The following is an 18,718-nucleotide window of genomic DNA, read 5'->3' on the forward strand; positions in this document are numbered from 1 at the left end:
CGCTGCCCGATTTGGACAGCAGGCGTTTTTTATTTGGCAAACGAGGCGGCGATGGCGATGAACATTACCGTGGCCAGCACTGATCCGACAATGGCCAGAACGCTGAAAAAAAGATTCACCTGCTGCTTCTCTTTGCCGCGTTTTTCAAGCATCCGTTTTGAAAAGAGATGCGAAAACGTATAAATGAGGGCGATTCCGACGTACAAGCCGATGTCACGTGCGGTAAAGCCTGTGACGGCCAGAAAAACCCCGGTAAAGAAAATCATAAGACAATATTCTGTGAGTGTTAAAAGCTTCAACTTGTTCCTCCGTGATGAATATGTATATATATCTATTGTATCACAGGGCTCCGGGTTTGACGCCTGCATCTTTTCAAACCCGTATATTCGCAGGGAAACATTTCTCTTCCCCTTTATTCATGGTATACTTTTAATGATGATAGACACGATGGAGGATTCTAAATGATTGCTGTAAATAATGTGAGCTTGCGTTTTGCGGATCGCAAGTTATTTGAAGATGTCAATATTAAATTTACGCCGGGCAACTGCTACGGATTAATAGGCGCAAACGGTGCCGGAAAATCAACATTTTTGAAAATTTTATCCGGTGAGCTGGAGCCGCAGACCGGCGATGTCCATATGAGCCCGGGCGAACGTCTTGCCATTCTGAAGCAGAACCACTTTGAATATGAAGACTTCGAAGTGCTGAAAGTCGTCATTATGGGACATAAACGTTTATACGAAGTCATGCAGGAAAAAGACGCGATTTATATGAAGCCTGATTTTTCAGATGAAGACGGCATCCGCGCCGCTGAGCTTGAAGGAGAGTTTGCGGAATTAAACGGATGGGAAGCTGAAAGTGAAGCCGCTATTTTGTTAAAGGGCCTGGGCATCTCTGAAGACCTGCATACGAAGAAAATGGCGGACTTAGGCGGTTCAGAAAAGGTGAAAGTGCTTTTGGCACAGGCGCTGTTCGGCAAGCCGGACGTTCTGCTGCTTGATGAACCGACCAACCACTTGGATCTGAAAGCGATTCAGTGGCTGGAAGAGTTTTTAATCAACTTTGAGAACACAGTCATCGTCGTATCCCATGACCGTCACTTTTTAAATAAAGTGTGCACGCACATCGCCGATCTTGATTTTAATAAAATTCAAGTGTACGTCGGCAACTATGATTTCTGGTATGAATCCAGCCAGCTTGCTTTAAAGCTTTCTCAGGAAGCCAACAAGAAAAAAGAAGAGCAGATTAAACAGCTTCAGGAGTTCGTGGCCAGATTCAGCGCCAACGCCTCTAAATCAAAGCAGGCGACATCAAGAAAGAAACTCCTTGATAAAATCACGCTTGATGATATCAAACCGTCATCACGCCGTTATCCTTATGTCAATTTCACGCCGGAACGTGAGATCGGAAATGACGTGCTGCGGGTTGAAGGCTTAACAAAAACGATTGACGGGGTTAAGGTGCTTGATAACGTCAGCTTTATTATGAACAGAGAAGATAAAATCGCTTTTACGGGCCGCAACGAACTTGCCGTTACGACATTGTTTAAAATCATTTCCGGGGAAATGGAAGCAGACAGCGGCACATTTAAATGGGGCGTGACCACTTCTCAGGCGTACTTCCCTAAAGACAACAGCGAATATTTTGACGGCAGCGACGCGAACCTTGTTGACTGGCTCCGCCAGTACTCGCCGCATGACCAAAGCGAAAGCTTTCTGCGCGGTTTCTTAGGACGCATGCTGTTCTCAGGAGAAGAAGTCAACAAAAAATCAAACGTTCTTTCCGGAGGAGAAAAAGTGCGCTGCATGCTTTCAAAAGCGATGCTTTCCGGCGCGAATATTTTAATTCTGGATGAACCGACAAACCACTTAGATTTGGAATCCATTACGGCGCTTAACAACGGCTTAATCAGCTTTAAAGGCGCTATGCTGTTTTCATCTCATGACCATCAGTTTGTACAGACAATTGCCAACCGCATCATTGAATTAACGCCTAAAGGCATTGTTGACAAACAAATGTCTTATGACGAATTTCTTGAAAACGCAGATGTGCAGAAAAAGCTTGAAGAGCTATACGCGTAATAAAGAAGCAGAGGAGACTCTGCTTTTTTATTTATGAAAAAAGTTTTCAATCTTCTGACTTCCCGTTACAATAAATGAATACATAACTTGAAAAGAGACGGAGGAATGCATCATGAAGTTTTTAGTTGTCGGAGCTGGGGGAGTGGGCGGATATATCGGCGCGCGTCTTGCAGAAAAGGGAAATGACGTGACGTTTCTCGTCCGCAAGAAACGGGCGGAACAATTACAAGAGACGGGATTGACCGTCAAAAGTGAAAAAGGTGATGTTTCAATCAAGCCGAAATTAATCATGGCGGGCGAAGAAGGAGCATTTGACGCGGTTATCATCGCTTCAAAAGCGTATTCTTTGCAGGACGTCATTCGGGATGTCAAACCGTTTGTCAAACCTTCGTCGGTCATTATTCCTTTTTTAAACGGATACAGGCACTATCACCAGCTGTTTGAAGCTTTTTCAAAACGGCAGGTGCTGGGCGGCCTCTGCTTTATTGAGAGCGCCCTTAACGACAAAGGGGAAATTCTTCATACGAGCGCTGCCCACCGCTTTGTTTTCGGTGAATGGAACGGGGAACGCACAGAACGTATGAACGAGCTGGAAAACGCATTTTCAGGTGTGAAAGCGGATGTCATCATCAGCCGGGATATTGAAAAGGACATTTGGAAAAAATATATGTTTATTGCCGCGCAGGCAGGAGTGACCACTCTGTTTCAACAGCCGGTCGGACCGATTTTAGAAACAGAAGGCGGCCGCAACACCGCAAAGCGCCTCTTTGCTGAAATCGGTGCCATTTTCAAGGCTGCCGGCATCCCGAAAGATCCTGGTCTGGAAGAGGAGAGTTATCGCACATTGACAAGCATGTCTTACCATATGAAATCGTCGATGCTGAGAGATATGGAAAAGGGCAGGGTGACGGAAGGTGATCATTTACACGGATTTTTGCTTGAGAAAGCGAAAGGCTTGTCAGTTGATACACCTGTTTTGGAAACCGTCTGCGCCAACTTGCAAATGTATGAAGCGAAATAAAAAAAGGAGGCCTGATCGCCTCCTTTTTTTATTAAAATGCCCAGTTTCCGTTTCTGAAGATCGGTTCTCTTTTGCCGTCCGCAGTAATGCCGTCGATATTCATATCTTTGGAACCGACCATAAAATCTACGTGTGTAATGCTTTCATTTAAGCCCTCTTTGACAAGCTCTTCCCGTGTCATTTGTTTACCGCCCTCAATATTAAAGGCATACGCACTGCCGATCGCCAAGTGGTTAGAGGCGTTTTCATCGTACAGTGTGTTGTAAAATAAAATATTTGATTGTGAAATCGGTGAATCGTACGGCACTAAGGCCACTTCACCGAGATAGTGTGAGCCTTCATCGGTTTCGACGATGCCTTTTAAAATCTCCTCGCCTTTTTCAGCTTTCACATCGACAATGCGGCCGTTTTCAAAGGTAAGAGTGAAGTTATCAATAATGTTGCCGCCGTAGCTCAGCGGTTTCGTGCTGGAAACCGTGCCGTTCACCCCGTCACGCTGCGGGAGGGTGAAAACCTCTTCTGTCGGCATGTTGGCCATGAATTCGTGCCCGCTTTCATTCACGCTTCCCGCGCCTGCCCATACATGTTTTTTCGGCAGTTCAATGGTTAAGTCTGTTCCTTCAGCCTGATAATGCAGGGCGCTGTAATGTTTTTGGTTTAAGTGTTCCACTTTTTCATGAAGATTTTGATCATGTTTTTTCCATGCTTCCACAGGGTTTTCTTCATTTACGCGGGTCGTTTTGAAAATTTCTTCCCATAAAAGCTGAACGGCTGTTTCTTCCGGCTGATCCGGGAACACTTTTTTCGCCCAGCCTGTTGAAGCGGCTCCGATCACCGTCCAGCTGACCTTATCTGATTGAATATATTGTCTGTATGTATGCAATGCTTTTCCGGCGGCTTTTTGGAACGCTGCAATCCGTTTGCCGTCAGTGCCTTTTAACAGGTCGGGGTCGGATGAGACGACAGAAATAAACGCAGCCCCTTTTTTCGCGAGCTCTTCTTTTCCTTTTGCTTCCCATTCAGGATACTCTTCAAACGCTTCAAAAGGTGCCATCTCGTATTTTAATCTGGACAGTTCATCGTCCTGCCAATTTACGGTGACGTTTTTAGCGCCTTTTTCATAAGAATGTTTGGCAAGCAGTCTGACAAGTTCCCGGACATCAGTTGAGGCATTGATTACGACATGCTGTCCTTTTTGGACATTGACGCCGACTTCTACCGCCAGCTGAGCATATGTATGTAACTTTTCAGTAAACGAACTCATCGTTCATTCCTCCTCATCGGTTTTTCTCATCATATCAAATATCGCCTCATAAAGGAAAGAAAGGAGCACAAACGAAAAAGACACAGCTTTTGCTGCGTCTTTACGGGTGATTCAGTTTTACGGCGCCGCCGGCCGGAGAATGGGGCATATTGGCCAGTGATATGCTCATACCCCCCAAAATAATTCCGCTTAAAATGACGGCTACTGCTACGCGTCTTCCCACATCTCTAAGCATATGCTTCCTCCTTAATGTTTCTCCAGTTCTCACAATATGAGCCGGCCGGAGAAAAAAGAAGCACAATCTTATTATTTAATCGCTTTTTGCAGTTTGTCGATGACGTCTAATGAACGCCCCGTGCCGATAGCCACTGATTCAAGCGGATTCGCCGCCAAATGAACGGGAACGACGATTTCATCTGTCAGCCATTCTTTCATTCCGTTTAAAAGGGAGCCTCCGCCGGTTAACACGACGCCGCGGTCAACGATATCACCGCTGAGCTCCGGCGGACAATCTTCAAGTGTCGCTCTGATCGCTTCAAGAATATGCAGGAGCGACTCACGCATCGCGTGCTGAATTTCATTAGACTGCAGTCTGATTGTCTTCGGCAGACCGGTTACAAGGTCACGCCCGCGGATTTCCATCGTTTCCGGCACATGTTCGATCAATGCAAATCCGATTTCCATTTTCACTTGTTCTGCCGTACGTTCCCCGATCAGCAGGTTGTATTTTTTTCTGACGAACGAGGCGATATCTTCATCAAGCTGGTCGCCGCCGATTCTGATCGAATGGCAGGATACGACGCCCCCGAATGAGATGATGGCGACTTCAGTCGTACCGCCGCCGATATCTACGACGACGTTTGCGACCGGCTCGTCAACAGGGAGGTCGGCCCCGATTGCAGCGGCTACGGGTTCTTCAATCAAGTGAACGTTTTTCGCTCCGCAGTTTTTGACAGCGTCACTGATGGCGCGTCGTTCAACGGCTGTTGAGCCTGAAGGCGTGCAGACGACGACATTCGGTTTGCGGAAAGTCATGCCGATTTTTTTTCCGGCTTTTTTCATAATGTGTTTTAATAAGTCAGTTGTCATATCATAATCAGCAATGACACCGTCTTTCATCGGCCGAACGGCGACGATTTTCCCCGGCGTCTTTCCGATCATGCTTTTGGCATCCGTTCCGATGGCAAGCACCGCTTTCGTTGTTGTATCTACAGCGACAACGGAAGGCTCGTTTAAAATAATTCCTTTATTTTTACTGTAAACAAGTATATTAGCGGTTCCTAAGTCGATTCCGATCTCAGTTGATTGAAACATGTTTTCACCCAATCCCTATCCTGATTTAATTGATTCTACATTTAAAGTTTCTGAGAAAAACCACGATTTTTGGGGGTTTCCGCCGGGAATGAAATGTTTTTGTAAAAAAGGAGGGAAAGTCTGTATCCCATATTTCAAAAGGATTTTCTTTTGTAAAAAAACATTCAGTTCCGGATGCTGAGAAACTTTTGCTCCGTTCCTTTCGTCTACGTTTATGAAGGATTTTCCTTGGACATAAAGAAGAGACATTAAAGGAAGTAGGGGATTTCTATGAAATCAATTGGTGTAGTAAGAAAAGTAGACGAACTCGGGCGTATTGTCATGCCGATTGAATTGAGAAGAGCATTGGATATCGCTATTAAAGATAGTATTGAATTTTTCGTTGACGGAGACAAAATTGTCTTGAAAAAATACAAGCCGCACGGCATTTGCTTAATGACGGGAGAAATTACTCCCGAAAATCAGGAGTACGGCAACGGCAAAATTATTTTAAGTCCTGAAGGAGCGAAAATGCTGCTTGAGGAAATCGAGGAAGCGTTAAAAGATAGATCATAATCAGCAAAAAGGGCGGAGCATCATTCCGTCCTTTTATTATGAACTTGTGCAAAAACTCACGGGAAAAGTAAGCGAACCTGCTCAATTAATTGGGAATAGTTATCATTTTTTAGTCAATAATGCAGTCAACAATGTTACAATATATGTAGAAATGCTAGCGGCAGGTGGGACTATGGGAAAATATCAAGCGCGTATCATTTCCTTAATCTTGGCAATGATTTTTATTATGTTTTGGGATTATTTATTTTATATGATTGAACGGAATCCGATTAACTGGCCCGTTGACATCACCTTTACCGCCGTCACATTAATCAGCGTCTGGCTGCTGGCTTATTATGTGGATAATAAAAAGCAGCTGCTGGCGGAGCTGAAGGACAGCGAGCAGAAAGCAAAGGCGCTTTCAGATGAGAAAAACCGGATCATGGACAATCTGCAGGAAATCGTTTTTCAGACGGATGCACAAGGGAATATTACATATTTGAATCAGGCCTGGACGGCGATTACGGGCCACTCCATCAGCGAATGTATGGGCACGATGTATAATGATTATTTTATAAAAGAAAAACATATCATTGATTATATTATCTCCCAAATTAAGCAGCAGTCCCCGTCAGGAATGTTTACGGCCAAATATATTAAAAGAGACGGCTCGATCTTTTGGGGAGAAGTCCATTATAAGCTGTATTATGACCGCAGACAGAAATTTGTCGGAAGCCTGGGGACGATGTCTGATATCAGTGAACGGAAAAAAGCTGTCGATGAGCTTCTGGAAACGAACGAACGCCTCGCCATGCAATCTCAAAAGCTGGCCATTGCCGGGGAGCTTGCGGCAGGAATCGCCCATGAAGTAAGAAATCCTTTAACGTCAGTCAGCGGCTTTCTCCAGCTGATGAAAGCCCAGTACCCGGAAAGAACGGATTATTTTGATATTATTTTTTCGGAGATTAAAAGGATTGATCTCGTGCTGGGGGAGCTGCTTCTGCTCGCCAAGCCGCAGACCGTGACGTTTACCGCTCATCATCTCAACCATATTTTACGGCAGGTGGCGACGCTTCTTGACACGAACGCGGTGCTGTCGAACACTGTGATTGAGAAGGATTTCAGGCAGACTGAGTCCTGTATGGTCAACGGTGACGAAAACCAGCTGAAACAGGTATTTATCAATATTATTAAAAATGCGATTGAAGCGATGCCTGACGGCGGGAATATTCATATTTATACAAAACGGGATGAAGAATACGCGGTGATCAGCATACAGGATGAAGGAAACGGCATGTCGAAAGAAAAGCTTGAAAACATCGGGAAACCGTTTTTCTCAACAAAAGATCAGGGAACGGGTCTCGGGCTTCCGATTTGTTTACGAATTCTGAAGGAGCATAATGGTAAACTTAACATTAAGAGCAAAAATGGAGAAGGCAGTACGTTTCAGGTGATTCTGCCGTTAGAAGCGGCTGCTGTCCAAAAGGAGGAAAAATAACTTGCTTCTTTTTGTATACGGTTTGTTACGGAAGCGTGAAGAAAACCATGAACTGCTGAAAGGCGCTCCGTGTGTGTGCGAGCAGGCTGCGATAAACGGCGTGCTGTACGAAACGGATAAAGGTCAGCCTGCGGCGTCTTTAGCAGAAACAGCTTTTGTGTACGGGGAATTGTATGAAACAGATCATCAGATGATCCGTAAGCTGGATGCGTATTATGCTGATTTTGATCGAAAAGAGGTTGCCGTGACGACGGATGCCGGGAATAAAACCGCCTTCGCATATGTCGTAAAGCCCGACCAGTGTGCCTCATTCAGCCGTATCAAAAGCGGAGACTGGAAAGAATACCGTTTTATGAAACGGGAGGATGACAGTCCGGTTTATTATTTCGCATACGGCTCCTGTATGGACAATGCCCGGTTTAAACAGGCGGGGGTCGACCACTTTTTTGCCGAGCCGGTCGGAGGGGCGGTTGTTGAAGGGTATTCGACGAGATTCACGTTAAGGCGTCCTGACGGTTCCAGAGCCGATCTTGTTGAAGACGGGGGACGAACTGAAGGCGTGCTGTACAAGCTCCCGTTTGAAGCGGCAACCTATCTGTACAAAAGAGAAGGTGTTGATAACCACACATACCGTCCCGCGTTCATAGAAGTGTGTGCCGGCGGCCGTGTATACAGAGGCGTCCTGACGTTTCTCGTTCTTGATAAAGCTGAGGAAATTGCGCCTCCGGGTCACTATCAGGAAGAAATCGAACGCGGATTGGATCTGTATTTATCGCCCGCCTTTTCAGAAAAGCTTAAACGCTATATGAACTCATTGCCGAAAATGTGATACTATTCCTATTAGAGATATTGTTTAAAGGAGTACTGTTATGAGAAAAGAGTTTGCCGTTATCGGTCTCGGACGCTTCGGCGGAAGTATTTGCAAAGCATTAAGTGAAGAAGGCCTTGAGGTCATGGCGATGGATATTGATGAAGATAAAGTAAATGAATACGCCAAAATCGCATCACACGCGGTCATTGGCGATTCAACCGATGAATCGGTGCTGAAAAACTTAGGGCTGCGCAACTTTGACCACGTCATTGTGGCAATCGGCGAAAATATACAGGCGAGCATTTTAACGACGCTGATCTTAAAGGAACTCGGCGTGAACACGATCACGGTTAAAGCGCAGAACGATTATCATGAGAAAGTGCTTGCGAAAATCGGGGCCGATCACATCGTCCACCCTGAACGTGACATGGCAAAACGCATCGCCCACAACATCGTATCAAATAATGTGCTTGATTATTTGGAGCTGTCCGACGAACACAGCATTGTGGAGATCGTGGCCAACAGCAGGCTTGCGGGCAACACACTGCTTGATCTGGACATCCGGGCGAAGTACGGCATTAATATCGTGGCCATCAAGAGAGAAAAAGAAGTGATCGTATCTCCGCTGGCGACTGAAATGATCCAAAAAGAAGATATTCTCATCGTTATCGGCTCTCTTACGGACATTTCCCGATTTGAAAAAAGAGTGCTTCATACAAAGTGAAAAGCCGTCCGTAAAAGGACGGTCTTTTATTATGTCAGAATAGAAAGACATTTATCATGTTAGCGGTATATTCTGCAATTTTTATTGACTATGATCAGGCGATCCGATAGCATATTGTACCATATAAAGAAAAAGAGGAGGCCTCATTTTGAACAAAGAAACACTGGCTGAACGGCTGAACGCATCAGCCGGCAGACAAAAAGCCGATACCGTCATTAAAAACGGAAACATCATGGATGTATTTAACCAGGAATGGATTTCTGCAGATATCGCCATTACGGGCGGAGTGATCGTCGGGCTGGGCGAATATGAAGGGGAAGAAGTCATTGATGCAGAAGGTCAAATGATCGTTCCGGGGTTTATTGACGGACATGTTCATATCGAGTCCTCTATGGTTACTCCGATTGAATTTGCTAAAACCGTCCTCCCACACGGAGTGACTACTGTCATTACTGATCCTCACGAAATTGCGAACGTTTCCGGAGCAAAAGGCATTTCTTTTATGATAGAGCAGGCGAAAAAGGCGCCGCTGAACATCCGTTTCATGCTTCCTTCCTGTGTTCCCGCCGCTAGCTTTGAACGCTCAGGAGCCGTATTAAAAGCCGAGGATTTAAAGCCTTTTTATCAGGAGAAAGAGGTGCTCGGGCTTGCGGAAGTAATGGATTATGTATCTGTTGCGGAAGGTGAAGAGGATATGCTTCAGAAACTGCTTGATGCCAAGCGTCACGGAAAACGGATCGACGGGCATTTAGCCGGACTGTCTTCAGATATCATCAATATATACAGAACCGCAATGGTGTCAAATGATCATGAAGTGACGACAAAAGAAGAAGCGCTGGACAGAATCAGACGGGGAATGTACGTCATGCTGCGCGAAGGATCGGTGGCAAAAAATACGCTCAATGTGCTGCCGGCGGTGAATGAAAAAAACGCGCGGCGCTTTTTCTTTTGTACGGATGATAAGCATGTAGATGATCTGCTTTCAGAAGGAAGTGTGAACCACCAAGTCAAAATGGCGATAAAGGCGGGACTTGATCCATTCCTTGCGTATCAGCTCGCCAGCTTAAATGCGGCTGAGTGCTACGGCCTTGAAACAAAAGGGGCGGTAGCGCCGGGTTTTGACGCAGATCTGCTGTTCATTTCAGATGTACGGGAGGCTGCCGTCACGAAGACCATGGTCGCCGGCCGGACCGTTGCCGAGAACGGACGCACGGTTTATGAACAGTCTGCCGGTTCCTATTCGCCGGACCAGGCGTTGTTGGATACAGTGCGGCTGAGATCGCCGCTGACTGAATCTGATTTTTATATGCCGATTCATGAGGGCAGGAAAATGAAAGTAATCGAAATGATACCGAATCATTTGGAGACGAGAAAAAAAGAAGTGCCTGCACCGTCTGCTGACGCGTTTTGTCCTGATACAGAAAATGATTTATTAAAAATCGCCGTCACAGAGCGGCACAGCGGCGAAAAAATGATAGGACTCGGGATTGTACAAGGGTTCGGGTTAAAAGAAGGCGCCATCGCCACAACCATTTCTCACGATTCCCATAATATCATCGCCGTCGGTACAAACGATGCCGATTTGGCAAAAGCAATCAACAGGCTCCGTGACACCGGAGGAGGATTAACAGCCGTGAAAAACGGAGAATTGCTTCACTCCGTTCCGCTTCCGATCGCCGGGCTTTTGTCTGATAAGTCGGCGGAATGGGTCAATGACAGCTTGGGCGTGCTTCATGAAAAGCTTCCTCTGCTCGGATTCACCGGTGATTTCAATCCGTTTCTCACATTATCGTTTTTAGCGCTTCCGGTGATTCCGGATATTAAAATGACAGCAGCCGGTCTGTTTGATGTCAAAGCCTTTCAGCATATTCCGCTGCAATAAAAAAACTGCACTCATTACGAGTGCAGTTTTTTTTAGACCTCCATAATGATCGGAAGGATCATCGGGCGGCGTTTTGTTTTTTCGTATAGGAACGGAGCAAGTGTATCGGTAATTTCGTTTTTAATTTCGGACCACTGCGTTGTTTTCCGATCCATTACTTTCTCCAGATGGTTCGAAATCAGCTGCTGCGCGTCATTGATCAAATCACCGGATTCTCTCATGTATACAAAACCTCTTGAGATTAAATCAGGCCCCGCCGAAACCTTAAAGTCGTCCATATTGATGCTGACAACAACGATAACAAGGCCTTCTTCTGAAAGAATGCGGCGGTCGCGGAGCACGATATTGCCGATATCACCGATTCCGCTTCCGTCAATGTAAACGGAGCCGGACGGAATTTTGCCTGCCACAGCGGCTTCTTCGCCTTTGAGGGCCAGCACTTCGCCATTATCCATGATAAAGCAGTTTTCTTCGGGTATGCCGCAATCAGTCGCGAGTTTGACGTGCATTTTCTGCATTCTGTACTCACCGTGAATCGGCATAAAGAACTTCGGTTTGATCAGGCGGAGCATTAATTTCTGCTCTTCCTGTCCGCCGTGTCCGGATGTATGAATGTCATTCAATGAACCGTGAATGACTTCTGCGCCCGCACGGTACAGCTGGTTGATGGTGCGGCTTACGCTGATTGTGTTTCCGGGAATCGGAGAGGAAGAAAAGACGACCGTATCTCCGGGATTAATGGAAATCTGCCGGTGCGTCCCGTTAGCGATACGTGATAACGCCGCCATCGGTTCACCTTGGCTTCCCGTACATAAAATCGTTACCTTATTGGCAGGCATACGATTGATTTCGTTATGCTCAATAAACGTATTTTTAGGACAGGTAATGTAACCGAGATTTTGTCCGATTTCAATAGCCGATTCCATACTGCGTCCGAATACGGCAACTTTTCTGCCGTTTAAAACGGCTGCTTCAATCACCTGCTGAAGACGGTGTATATTCGAAGCGAATGTCGCAAATATAATTCTGCCGTCCACTTTTCGGAAAATATCGTGAATGCTTTCGCCTACGCGGCGTTCTGACATGGTGAAATCAGGAACCTCACTGTTTGTACTGTCAGAAAGCAGGCACAAAACGCCTTCTTTCCCGATTTCAGCCATCTTTGTCAAGTTTGCCGGTTCGCCTACCGGTGTGAAATCGAACTTAAAGTCCCCGGTATGTACGATATTGCCCGGCGGTGTTTTGACGACGATTCCGTATGAATCCGGAATGCTGTGTGTCGTTCTGAAGAAGGATACAGACGTCTTGCGGAACTTCACGATGTCGTCTTCACCGATGATGTTTAATTTGGTCTGTCTTAACAGCCCGTGCTCTTCAAGTTTATTCCGAAGTAAGCCGATCGCGAGTTTACCGCCGTAAACGGGAATATTTACTTGTCTGAGCAGGTACGGAATACCGCCGATATGGTCTTCGTGACCGTGGGTGATAAACAGACCTTTAATTTTATCTTCATTTTTTACTAAATACGTGTAATCGGGGATTACGTAATCAATGCCGAGAAGTTCATCTTCCGGGAACTTGATTCCCGCATCAATCAGTACAATTTCATCCTGAAACTGCACCCCGTACGTATTTTTCCCGATCTCGCCCAATCCGCCGAGGGCGAAAACGGCAGTCTGGTCATTTTTTACAAATTTCATTCCGCTCATAACTCCAATACTTTAAAATTTTCGCTCTGCTTCTCATATTCTAAAAAAGCACCGTCCACAGGCTGAACAAATTCAATGTTGTATTTCTGATCTTTCAGTTTCGTTCTGACGTCCCGTTCTGAAACGCCCTCAATGTAAAGTGAATCTGTTTTTTCCCGAACAGGTACTTCGTCAGCCTTCTCTTGATAAAATACCTTATAAATCATCCAAATCTCTCCTTAAATGCCGTATGTTAGACTCGCTTATTCTATTATATTCGAAAACGGATTATAAGGAAAGTCTCGAGCAAAAAAGGGACTTTCAAAAACCGAAAGATCCCTTCTACGCGATGACTTTTTTCCGGAGCATTCCGCCCCACTGTCTTCTGAGTTTCTTCCGTAATCGGCGCAGCATCGTATACCTCCTTTAAAGCCCTTTATAGCAGTAGTATGCGGAAAAAATGAATTTGTTTTCGTGGGTAAAACTGGAATTTCATCAAGGCGGTTTTCCGGAAGAAAAACTTTCTGTATGATGATATTGAAAAAGACACGACTGATAAACGGGAAAAAGGAGAAATTGACATGAAACCAAAATTGATCTTTTTTGATATTGACGGCACGATCTATGACCATGATAAACATATTCCCGATAGCGCAAGAAACGCCGTGACGGCGCTTAAAGAGGCTGGCCATCACGTTTTTATCGCCAGCGGAAGGTCCCCGTTTATGGTAAAACCGATTCTGGAAGAGCTTGAGATTGAATCATTTATTTCATACAACGGCCAGTATGTCGTATTTGAAGGTGAGGTCATTTATAAAAATCCGCTTCCTGAAGATGCGGTTGTGCGTTTATTAAAGCAGGCGGCAGAAGGGGAGCACCCCGTCGTATTTATGGCGGAAGACACGATGAAAACGACCGTCCCCGGACATCCGCACGTCTCGGAAGGAATCGGCAGTCTGAAAGCGCCTTATCCCGAAGTTGATGAAACTATTTATAAAGGAAAAGAAATTTATCAGCTGCTTTTATTCTGCCGCGGACATGAAGAAAAAGCATATGCCGCTTTTCCGGAGTTTGATTATGTCCGCTGGCATGAATTGTCAACGGATGTGCTTCCGAAAGGCGGTTCAAAAGCGGAAGGCATTAAAAGAGTGCTTGAGCGGCTTCCGTACGGCGTAAGTGACACTTATGCATTCGGCGACGGACTAAATGATCTTGAGATGATCCGTTTTGTCGGCACCGGGGTGGCGATGGGAAATGCGGTTCCGGAATTAAAAGCTGCCGCTGATTTCGTCACAAAGCCGGTGGATGAGGAAGGAATCAGCTGGGCCGTCAAAGAACTGGGCCTTTTGAAATAAAGAAAACCGGCACTTTGGGAAGTGCCGGTTATTTTTAACGGTCAATGGCAATGGCGTTTTCAGGTTCTTTGAACGGATTTTCTTTATCAATATGGTCGTAAAACATCACGCCGTTCAGATGATCGATTTCGTGCTGAAACACGATGGCCGGAAAACCTTTGAGGCGGATGTCAATCTGTTCTCCTTCAAGCGTCACCGCCTTTACGCGGATGCGGGCGTAGCGCGGCACATAGCCGGGAATGGGTTCGTCTACCGACAGGCAGCCTTCTCCGCTCGTCAAGTAGCTTTTTTCCACTGAGTGGCTGACGATCTTAGGGTTAAAAAGAGCATAGCTGTATAAAGTGCCTTTCGCATCTTCTGCATGGACGGCGATCATCCGTTTTTTTACGTCTGTTTGGGGAGCGGCAAGACCGACGCCCGGACGAAGCTTGTATTTCTCGGCTAATTCAGGATTTTGGCTGTTTTTCACAAACTCAATCATATCAGCAAGATGCTGTTTTTCTTCGTCAGAAGCGGGAAGCTGAACCTCTTCAGCGATCTCTCTGAGCGCGGGATGTCCGTCTCGTACAATATTTTCCATAGTAATCAAGAAACTTCACTCCTAAAGCTTAATATGTAAATTATAGCGAATTTCTTTATCGCGGCGCAATGAAACAATTGGCCGGCCATAGCAGGCCGGCCGATGTCATGGTGTATAATGTCAGCAGCCGCAGCCTAAATAAGCGGCACCGACGATGATTAATAAGATAAACAATACGACGATTAATGCGAATGTGCGGCCGTATCCGCCGCCGCAGCCGTAACCGTAACCGCCGCCATAACCATATCCGCCGCCGCAACAACCGCCGCCAAATCCGCCGCCAAATCCATATCCGTACATAAAAAAACCTCCTCTTTTAATTACGCTGACCCTCTGTCAGCAGGGCCGGCGTCTACTATAAACTATGTAAAAGCCAAAAAGATGTATGGTCATCCGCCCTGTTTTCTCAATTTTTTACGCAAGTATTCTTTGAAAGCACCGTAAGCGTCTTTACACGGTCATGCCAATTACAGCTCAGCTATTGTCAAAAAGCGTTCGGGCTTCTATAGTGGAAATTGTCAAGATTGGGGGATTTTAAGTGAATATGATTCAAAAAAAGGTATTAGCAGGAATCGGAGCGCTCGGCGCCGCAAGTATGCTTCTTGCCGGCTGCGGGGGAAAAGATCCAGTTGAATCGCTTCATGACTCGATGGAAAAAGCCGTTCAAGCGGAAAAACCGTTTCAAAAAGAGCAGAAAACATTAGAAAAATTGGAGAAAAAAGAGCATAAGCTATACGACAGCGCGGTTAAACTGAATATGGATGATTACCAGAAAATTGTCACACTGTCTGATCAGGCTCTGAGCAATGCAAATCAGCGAAAAAAACATCTGAAAGCAGAAAAAGACAGTATTGATGATTCAAAAAAAGCGTTTGAATCCGCAAAAAAAACTTCTCAAGAAATAAAGGATAAGAAAGTAAAAGAAAAAGCCGGGCATGCTGTCGCTTTAATGGAGAAAAGGTATGCATCTTATGATCTTTTGTACAAAAAGTACGAAAAAGCCATTTCACTTGATAAGGACCTTTATAAACTGATTAAAGATAAAAAGCTCACATTAGCGCAGCTGGAAGAGCAAATCAGCAAAGTAAACTCAGTTTACGAAAAGGTGCATAAACAAGCAGATGAGTTCAATCAATTTACTAAAGACTACAACAAAGAGAAAGAACTATTATTCCGCAAATAGTATAGTGAAGGCATATCGGCATGGGCTGATGAACTGATAACAACCGAGTTCAGCCGCCTGTAAAAAGGCGGCTGAAGAATTGGTATATACTTGTGTTTCCCATTGACAACAAGTAAATCATGGTATAGTATTTATTTAGGGAAATATTCACATAAAACCAATCGTTGTTTCGGCACGTTGGAATGTTTTTATTATATTGATATATATAAAACAGAATGAAAATGCGGTTTTAATTATCAGAAAATTAAATCTATTTATATTTACGGCGATATGATATTTGTACATGCTTTTTGCTTTTAAACCTTTATCCGGCATAAAGGTTTTTTTATTTTGCTTCGTAATGCTTATTAAGTAAGGGTGCTGAGAGTAAACGACAATTTTAAAATTGAAGTGAAAAACGTTAATCAAAATCGGAACGAAAAGAAACGGCAGAAATACGGAACAGGAGGAAAACAAATGCTTGCTTATGTCTTTCCCGGACAGGGAGCGCAGTTTAAAGGAATGGGCAGAGACTTATTCGATGAATTCAGTGAGCTCATTAAAAAGGCAGATCATATTTTAGGATACTCCATAAAGGATTTATGCCTTTCAGATGAAAAAGAAAGGCTGACTGATACGAAGTATACACAGCCTGCAATTTATACAGTGAGCGCACTGCAATATTTAAAGGGTTTAAAAGAAGGTCATACACGCCCTGATGCTGTTGCAGGACATAGTCTGGGTGAATATACTGCGCTTTTTGCGGCCGGCGTTTTTAATTTTGAAACAGGTCTCCGGCTGGTTGCTAAAAGAGGCGAGTTAATGAGTGAGGCTTCCGAGGGCGGAATGGCTGCCGTGATCGGACTGGATGAGCATCACATAAAAAAAATACTTCAAAAGTATGAACTCGGCCAAATAGATATCGCCAATTACAATACATCTTCACAAATTGTGATAGCAGGGGCTGCAGAAGAGATAAAGCGGGCAGCCTCTTTTTTTGAAAAAGAAGGGGCGAAAGCTTATATCGTATTGCAAGTCGGCGGAGCTTTTCATTCTCGTTTCATGGAAAGTGCACAGCGTGAATTTGCGGAATTTATCGAGGAGTTTCATTTTTCTGAATTGAATTTCCCGGTCATTTCCAACTATACGGCAAGACCTTATAAACAAGAAGATATCAAACGGAATTTAATTGAACAAATAACAAACTCGGTAAAATGGACTGAAAGCATCAGGTATCTAATGGGACAAGGCGTCACTCTGTTTGAAGAGATCGGTCCCGGAAACATTTTGACTAAATTAATTCAAACCATACAAAGAGATGAAGAACCGCTTACTATCAGTGCGCCGGAAGACAGTCTCTTTTTTTCTGAAGGGAACACGGACAATTCGGAAAGCGGGAAAGAGCATAGCCTCTTGGCCGAAAATATAGAGAGCGGTGCAGCTTCACCGGTGTCCCGATTGGGTGATCAATCTTTCAAAGAAGATTACGGTTTGACATACGCGTATTTGGCAGGTGCGATGCATAGAGGGATCTCTTCCGCTGAAATGCTGATCCGCCTCGGGAAGAAAGGAATGCTGGGGTTCTTTGGGACAGCGGGTTTACCTATAAGGGAAATTGAACAGGCCCTTATTTCTATTAAGAAGACACTCAAAAATGGCCAGCCCTACGGAATGAATCTGCGATTTGAGCCGGATCATCAAGATAGAGAAAAGGAATTGATAGATTTATATATCAAGCATGACGTACGAGTAATAGAAGCGTCTTCGTATTTTTCCGTCAGCGCACCATTAATTTATTACAAAGCGCATCAGTTGAAGATAGACAAAAGCGGCAGGGTCATACCTCATAATCGGATCATTGCCAAAGTTTCACGGCCGGAAGTTGCGGCCGCATTTCTGAGTCCGCCTCCTCCAAGTATCGTAAAGAGAATGTGTCAGCACGGTATGCTGACGGAAGAGCAGGCGGAGTGGCTCAGCCGTATTCCGGCAGCAGACGATATCATTATTGAAGCAGATTGCGGAAGTAATACTGAACAGGGCTCATTGACAGCGATGCTGCCGTTTTTTGTTAACCTGCGGGATGAAATGATGGAAACACACAAATACGCAAGGAAGATAAGGATCGGGGCTGCGGGAGGAATCGGGACTCCCGAGTCTGCCGCGTCTGCTTTTTTAATGGGCGCTGATTTTATTATGACGGGATCCATTAATCAATGTACAGTTGAAGCCGAAACAAGCGGTTTTGTTAAAGAAATGCTGAGTGAGACAGGAATATGCGATACTGCTTATGCGCCTTCGGAGACTCTGTTTGAGTTCGGAACAAAGGTGCAGGTGCTGAAAAAGGGCACGCTGTTTCCGGTCAGGGCAAATAAATTATTTCAAATCTACCTACAATATGAGTCTTTGAGTGAGATAGATGAAAAGACAAAGATTCAGCTCGAAAACGATTATTTTAACAAGACTGTTGATGAAATCTACGAAAGCTTAATAGAAAAACAGCCGAACCTGGCCCAAAAAGCTGAGCGCAATCAAAAATATAAGATGCTGTTACTATTTAAGTGGTATTTGCAGAGAGGATGTCTGCTTGCTTTGGAAGGGCAGGAAGAACAAAAGGTGAATTTCCAAGTTCATTGCGGCCCGTCTTTAGGCGCTTTTAATCATTGGGTAAAGGGCACGGATTTGGAATCATGGAGAAACAGACATGTCGATGACATTGGTGAAAAATTGATGAATGAGACCGAAAGTCTGCTAAGGCGCAGATTGAATACGTTATTTCTACACTAAAGAAGGAGCGGGTGGAGGCC

18 protein-coding genes are annotated in these 18,718 nt (G+C 44.9%); 10 read left to right on the plus strand and 8 right to left on the minus strand.

Annotated features, from left to right (window positions below):
• Positions 1-29 precede the first annotated feature (29 nt).
• Complete coding sequence (locus NYE62_RS07300; RefSeq protein WP_015239771.1) at positions 30-299, minus strand: hypothetical protein; 270 nt, start codon at positions 297-299, stop codon at positions 30-32.
• Positions 300-461: 162 nt separating this feature from the next.
• Between NYE62_RS07300 and NYE62_RS07305 the strand changes: the two genes are divergently transcribed.
• Positions 462-2,081, plus strand: coding sequence for an ATP-binding cassette domain-containing protein (locus tag NYE62_RS07305; RefSeq protein ID WP_007409642.1), 1,620 nt, complete (start codon positions 462-464; stop codon positions 2,079-2,081).
• Positions 2,082-2,193: 112 nt separating this feature from the next.
• Positions 2,194-3,102: a ketopantoate reductase family protein gene (locus tag NYE62_RS07310; protein WP_342497328.1), complete on the plus strand. Its 909-nt coding sequence runs from the start codon at positions 2,194-2,196 to the stop codon at positions 3,100-3,102.
• Between the two features lie 31 nt (positions 3,103-3,133).
• Here the strand turns inward: NYE62_RS07310 and NYE62_RS07315 are convergent, their stop codons facing one another.
• The 3 genes from NYE62_RS07315 to mreBH form a co-directional block, all read right to left on the minus strand.
• On the minus strand, positions 3,134-4,366 hold the full coding sequence (locus NYE62_RS07315) for an aminopeptidase (RefSeq protein ID WP_342497329.1): 1,233 nt from the start codon (positions 4,364-4,366) through the stop codon (positions 3,134-3,136).
• 100 nt (positions 4,367-4,466) lie between these two features.
• On the minus strand, positions 4,467-4,601 hold the full coding sequence (locus NYE62_RS07320) for a protein YkpC (RefSeq protein ID WP_003154559.1): 135 nt from the start codon (positions 4,599-4,601) through the stop codon (positions 4,467-4,469).
• Between the two features lie 71 nt (positions 4,602-4,672).
• The gene (mreBH, locus tag NYE62_RS07325; RefSeq protein ID WP_003154558.1) at positions 4,673-5,680 is read right to left on the minus strand and encodes a cell shape-determining protein MreBH; all 1,008 of its coding nucleotides are present in this window, start codon (positions 5,678-5,680) and stop codon (positions 4,673-4,675) included.
• Between the two features lie 270 nt (positions 5,681-5,950).
• On the opposite strand from mreBH, the gene NYE62_RS07330 reads away from it, so the two are divergent.
• The 5 genes from NYE62_RS07330 to ade all read left to right on the plus strand — a co-directional run bounded on the left by NYE62_RS07330 (position 5,951) and on the right by ade (position 11,129).
• Positions 5,951-6,235: an AbrB/MazE/SpoVT family DNA-binding domain-containing protein gene (locus NYE62_RS07330; protein ID WP_003154557.1), complete on the plus strand. Its 285-nt coding sequence runs from the start codon at positions 5,951-5,953 to the stop codon at positions 6,233-6,235.
• 172 nt (positions 6,236-6,407) lie between these two features.
• Positions 6,408-7,712, plus strand: a complete 1,305-nt coding sequence (locus tag NYE62_RS07335) for an ATP-binding protein (RefSeq protein WP_007409646.1) — start codon at positions 6,408-6,410, stop codon at positions 7,710-7,712.
• Between the two features lies 1 nt (position 7,713).
• The gene (locus tag NYE62_RS07340) at positions 7,714-8,541 is read left to right on the plus strand and encodes a gamma-glutamylcyclotransferase family protein (RefSeq protein WP_064115430.1); all 828 of its coding nucleotides are present in this window, start codon (positions 7,714-7,716) and stop codon (positions 8,539-8,541) included.
• A gap of 40 nt (positions 8,542-8,581) precedes the next feature.
• Positions 8,582-9,247, plus strand: coding sequence for a Ktr system potassium transporter KtrC (gene ktrC / locus NYE62_RS07345; RefSeq protein WP_003154554.1), 666 nt, complete (start codon positions 8,582-8,584; stop codon positions 9,245-9,247).
• Between the two features lie 148 nt (positions 9,248-9,395).
• Entirely contained in the window at positions 9,396-11,129 is a 1,734-nt protein-coding gene (gene ade / locus NYE62_RS07350; RefSeq protein WP_342497330.1) for an adenine deaminase, read from the plus strand.
• A gap of 32 nt (positions 11,130-11,161) precedes the next feature.
• Here ade and rnjA read toward each other — a convergent pair whose 3' ends face one another.
• The gene (gene rnjA, locus NYE62_RS07355; RefSeq protein WP_003154550.1) at positions 11,162-12,829 is read right to left on the minus strand and encodes a ribonuclease J1; all 1,668 of its coding nucleotides are present in this window, start codon (positions 12,827-12,829) and stop codon (positions 11,162-11,164) included.
• 5 nt (positions 12,830-12,834) lie between these two features.
• The gene (locus NYE62_RS07360; protein WP_003154548.1) at positions 12,835-13,044 is read right to left on the minus strand and encodes a DNA-dependent RNA polymerase subunit epsilon; all 210 of its coding nucleotides are present in this window, start codon (positions 13,042-13,044) and stop codon (positions 12,835-12,837) included.
• Between the two features lie 354 nt (positions 13,045-13,398).
• Here NYE62_RS07360 and NYE62_RS07365 point away from each other — a divergent pair, with 354 nt between their 5' ends.
• A complete protein-coding gene (locus NYE62_RS07365) occupies positions 13,399-14,172 on the plus strand; it encodes a Cof-type HAD-IIB family hydrolase (protein ID WP_342497331.1) in 774 nt (257 codons plus the stop codon).
• Positions 14,173-14,206: 34 nt separating this feature from the next.
• On the opposite strand, the gene def is transcribed toward NYE62_RS07365, so the two are convergent.
• Both def and NYE62_RS07375 read right to left on the minus strand, forming a co-directional pair.
• The gene (def, locus tag NYE62_RS07370) at positions 14,207-14,761 is read right to left on the minus strand and encodes a peptide deformylase (protein ID WP_003154544.1); all 555 of its coding nucleotides are present in this window, start codon (positions 14,759-14,761) and stop codon (positions 14,207-14,209) included.
• 111 nt (positions 14,762-14,872) lie between these two features.
• A complete protein-coding gene (locus tag NYE62_RS07375; protein ID WP_007409651.1) occupies positions 14,873-15,052 on the minus strand; it encodes a YjcZ family sporulation protein in 180 nt (59 codons plus the stop codon).
• Positions 15,053-15,296: 244 nt separating this feature from the next.
• Between NYE62_RS07375 and NYE62_RS07380 the strand changes: the two genes are divergently transcribed.
• Positions 15,297-15,935, plus strand: coding sequence for a YkyA family protein (locus NYE62_RS07380; RefSeq protein WP_032865273.1), 639 nt, complete (start codon positions 15,297-15,299; stop codon positions 15,933-15,935).
• Between the two features lie 456 nt (positions 15,936-16,391).
• The gene (fabD, locus tag NYE62_RS07385) at positions 16,392-18,698 is read left to right on the plus strand and encodes an ACP S-malonyltransferase (RefSeq protein WP_342497332.1); all 2,307 of its coding nucleotides are present in this window, start codon (positions 16,392-16,394) and stop codon (positions 18,696-18,698) included.
• Positions 18,699-18,718 lie beyond the last annotated feature (20 nt).

Source organism: Bacillus sp. FSL K6-2861, from assembly GCF_038630725.1.
Classification (GTDB): domain Bacteria; phylum Bacillota; class Bacilli; order Bacillales; family Bacillaceae; genus Bacillus; species Bacillus velezensis.

What these genes read in the sequence shown, in the direction of transcription:
- ktrC (WP_003154554.1), top strand. Translation starts at nt 8,582, where the DNA reads ATGAGAAAAGAGTTTGCCGTTATCGGTCTCGGACGCTTCGGCGGAAGT.
- mreBH (WP_003154558.1), bottom strand. Translation starts at nt 5,680, where the DNA reads ATGTTTCAATCAACTGAGATCGGAATCGACTTAGGAACCGCTAATATA.
- NYE62_RS07315 (WP_342497329.1), bottom strand. Translation starts at nt 4,366, where the DNA reads ATGAGTTCGTTTACTGAAAAGTTACATACATATGCTCAGCTGGCGGTA.
- NYE62_RS07320 (WP_003154559.1), bottom strand. Translation starts at nt 4,601, where the DNA reads ATGCTTAGAGATGTGGGAAGACGCGTAGCAGTAGCCGTCATTTTAAGC.
- NYE62_RS07335 (WP_007409646.1), top strand. Translation starts at nt 6,408, where the DNA reads ATGGGAAAATATCAAGCGCGTATCATTTCCTTAATCTTGGCAATGATT.
- NYE62_RS07310 (WP_342497328.1), top strand. Translation starts at nt 2,194, where the DNA reads ATGAAGTTTTTAGTTGTCGGAGCTGGGGGAGTGGGCGGATATATCGGC.
- NYE62_RS07360 (WP_003154548.1), bottom strand. Translation starts at nt 13,044, where the DNA reads ATGATTTATAAGGTATTTTATCAAGAGAAGGCTGACGAAGTACCTGTT.
- NYE62_RS07365 (WP_342497331.1), top strand. Translation starts at nt 13,399, where the DNA reads ATGAAACCAAAATTGATCTTTTTTGATATTGACGGCACGATCTATGAC.
- NYE62_RS07375 (WP_007409651.1), bottom strand. Translation starts at nt 15,052, where the DNA reads ATGTACGGATATGGATTTGGCGGCGGATTTGGCGGCGGTTGTTGCGGC.
- rnjA (WP_003154550.1), bottom strand. Translation starts at nt 12,829, where the DNA reads ATGAAATTTGTAAAAAATGACCAGACTGCCGTTTTCGCCCTCGGCGGA.
- NYE62_RS07330 (WP_003154557.1), top strand. Translation starts at nt 5,951, where the DNA reads ATGAAATCAATTGGTGTAGTAAGAAAAGTAGACGAACTCGGGCGTATT.
- NYE62_RS07305 (WP_007409642.1), top strand. Translation starts at nt 462, where the DNA reads ATGATTGCTGTAAATAATGTGAGCTTGCGTTTTGCGGATCGCAAGTTA.
- NYE62_RS07380 (WP_032865273.1), top strand. Translation starts at nt 15,297, where the DNA reads ATGATTCAAAAAAAGGTATTAGCAGGAATCGGAGCGCTCGGCGCCGCA.
- fabD (WP_342497332.1), top strand. Translation starts at nt 16,392, where the DNA reads ATGCTTGCTTATGTCTTTCCCGGACAGGGAGCGCAGTTTAAAGGAATG.